The sequence below is a fragment of the Stenotrophomonas sp. 05L44_2 genome, from assembly GCF_056665995.1.
The window spans coordinates 1-2,202 of record NZ_JBFTNR010000695.1 but is presented as its reverse complement, the minus strand read 5'-3'; the positions used below and the strand labels follow the sequence as shown (position 1 = coordinate 2,202).

The 2,202-nt window shown below is 67.7% G+C and carries 4 protein-coding genes; all 4 read right to left on the bottom strand.

Going from position 1 to position 2,202, the window contains the following annotated elements; genetic code table 11:
• A partial coding sequence (locus AC1VAN_RS19435) for an LLM class flavin-dependent oxidoreductase (RefSeq protein ID WP_480986502.1) occupies positions 1–356 on the bottom strand: 356 nt, incomplete at its 3' end.
• A gap of 16 nt (positions 357–372) precedes the next feature.
• Entirely contained in the window at positions 373–1,350 is a 978-nt protein-coding gene (locus AC1VAN_RS19430) for an LLM class flavin-dependent oxidoreductase (RefSeq protein ID WP_480986501.1), read from the bottom strand.
• 14 nt (positions 1,351–1,364) lie between these two features.
• On the bottom strand, positions 1,365–1,727 hold the full coding sequence (locus AC1VAN_RS19425) for a DUF3088 family protein (protein WP_025874933.1): 363 nt from the start codon (positions 1,725–1,727) through the stop codon (positions 1,365–1,367).
• Between the two features lie 166 nt (positions 1,728–1,893).
• Positions 1,894–2,202 (bottom strand): hypothetical protein (locus tag AC1VAN_RS19420; RefSeq protein WP_480986500.1); only part of this gene is annotated, 309 nt, incomplete at its 5' end.

Here is a 2,202-nt window from a genome sequence, read left to right as displayed (position 1 = left end):
CCGCTGAGCAGATCCAGCGAGGCGAACTGGCGCGCCACGGTGAACGGATCGCTGTACGAGGTGGAGAGCGTGCCGGCCAAGCCGATCTTCTTCGTCGCCGTCGCCAGCGCCGACAGCAGCGAGATCGGCTCGAAGCGGTTGAGGAAATGCGGGATCGACTTCTCGTTGATGTACAGCCCGTCGGCAACGAAGCCGAAGGCAATGCCGTTGTCCTCGGCGGTACGCGCGATGTCGATGTAGTAGCCCAGGTTGACGCTGGCATCGGGCACGTTGGACGGGTGCTTCCACGCATGCATGTGGCTGCCGGGGCCCTGCAGCATGATGCCGAAGGGGATGGGACGCGGGGTCGTGCTCATGGAGTGGCTCCAGCAGTCAGGCCACCGCCGCGCGGGGCGCGGGCGACAGCAGTTCAAGGGACGTCAGGCGTGCGTCGAGGTCGGCCACCGGCGCGTCGAGGATGAATTCACCGACGCCGAAGCGGCGGTGCAGCGCATCCAGCTCGCTGCGTACATGCTGCCCATCGCCAGAGAGCACGCTGGGGCGTGTCTCTTCGATGCGGAAATCAGCAACCCCCACCTGCCGCGCGTATTCGGCAGCGGCCTCGGGACTGGGCAGGTTCACCGTCTGCCCTGGGGCCAGGTGCAGCTTGTAGACACGCAACGCGCCAATGTGGCGGGCGGCGGCCTCGCTGGTGGGCGCGGCGAAGGCCACAGTCGCCAGCAGCGGTGCATGCGCGGACACCGCGCGATAAGCCTCGAAGGCGGCCTCGATGTGCTTCGGGTCGCCATCGAAGTGCGCGGCATACACGAAGCGCCAGCCAAGTTCCGCAGCCTGCCGCGCGCTCTGCGGGCTTGCACCCAGCAGGAAGCGCTCCGGCGCCGTCTGCGGAATCGGCCGCGCCTGCGCATCAGCCTGCGTATCAGACAGATATCCTTCCAGGTCGCGCAGCTGCTGGTCGAAATCGGCGAATGCCGGGCGACCGGCGGCCAGTGCGGCAGTCGATGCCGGCAGACCACCCGGCGCCTTGCCCACGCCAAGATCCACGCGTCCGGGCGCAAGGGCGGCCAGCAGATTGAAATTCTCGGCCACCTTGTAGGGGGCGTAGTGGCGCAGCATCACCCCGCCACTGCCGATGCGGATGCGCCGGGTCTGCGCCAGCACCCACGCCGCCAGCACTTCCGGTGCCGGGCTGGCCAGCGTCGGCGCGGCATGGTGTTCGGCAAACCAGTAGCRGTGGTAACCCAGTTGCTCGGCGCGCTGCGCCAGTTGCAGGCTGTTGCGCAGCGCCTGTTCGGGCGTGCTGCCGTCGGCCACCGGGCTCTTGTCCAACACGCTGGTGAGGTAGCTCATCGTCACGTCCTCGCTCAGGGATGGGCCACGGGAATGCCGAGCAGGCCATTCAGTGCCGCCAGGATCGGCTCGGCACCGGAGATGTACTGGCGCTGCTGGTACTCACCACTGGCGTGCTCGTTGACCACCCCCTGCGGCAGCACCAGCTTCGGCAGCGACTGGTCCTGCTCACCGATCTCGGCGATCACCTCGCGGCGCGGCCGGCTGAAGCCGATGCGGCGCACATCCAGCTGTGCGTCCAGGCCCTCGATGCTCGACAGCGCACCTTCCAGCAGCAGGCTGTGCCGGCAGAAGAAGCGTTGGCCGGGCAGCTGGCCGTCCTCGAACTCGCGGTCCAGCAGGAACAGGATGGGTTTGTGGGTTGCGTCTACAGCCACGGGATCGTCCTCGTAGGGGCCGGCAATACACTGCCGCTTCGATATCGATGCTAGAGAAGGACGGCCCGATGCCAGCGCCGGAACTCGACAATCCACGGTCGGATCCGGCCATGCAGATGCAGGTTGGCAATAAGCAGACTGCCGGCCGTTATGGGCACGGGCGGCATCACGCCGCTTGCGCAGGTGCGCGCCAGCCCAGCGCCGGCGCGATGTCCTCGATCACCGTGCTGAGGATGCGCCGGTAGTCCTGCTCGGGCAGCTCATAGGGCAGTTCCACCCGCAGCTCGTCCACCTGCTGCAGTAGCGGATCGGCCTGCAACCGCGCGATGATCTGCGCCGTGCTGCCGACCACGTCGGGTGCGAACATCGTGCGTCGCGGTCCCTGCGGCGCCAACGTACGCGCATGCCGCTGCGCATTGAAGGCCTCGATCCGCTGCCGCGTGGCCGCATCCACACCCTCGGTGGGCACCAGCAC